General features: G+C 72.7%; 1 protein-coding gene. It reads right to left on the bottom strand.

All coding sequences use genetic code 11. The features are described from left to right. Positions 1 to 256 (bottom strand): GlcG/HbpS family heme-binding protein (locus tag OO54_RS41145; protein ID WP_033212986.1); only part of this gene is annotated, 256 nt, incomplete at both ends.

The following is a 256-nucleotide window of genomic DNA, read 5'->3' as shown; positions in this document are numbered from 1 at the left end:
GCCGATGCCGGCGATGGGGGCGCCCTTGGCGGTGACGGGGGCGCCGCCGCCGAGGAAGAGGGTGCCGGGGATGTCCTTGAGGGTGGGGGCGTTGGCGAGACGCTTGACGAGCTCGGAGGTGGGGGCGTTCCAGGAGACGGCGGTGAAGGCCTTCTTGACGGCGGACTCGTAGGACTGCGGGCCGGCGCCGTCGCCGCGGAGGGTGACGATGGTGTTGCCGTTGCGGTCGACGACGGCGACGGAGACGCGCTGGTTC

The organism is Streptomyces wedmorensis (assembly GCF_000716445.1).
GTDB lineage: Bacteria > Actinomycetota > Actinomycetes > Streptomycetales > Streptomycetaceae > Streptomyces > Streptomyces wedmorensis.
Note: the sequence above shows the minus strand (reverse complement) of the source record. Positions and strands in the feature narration are given on the sequence as shown.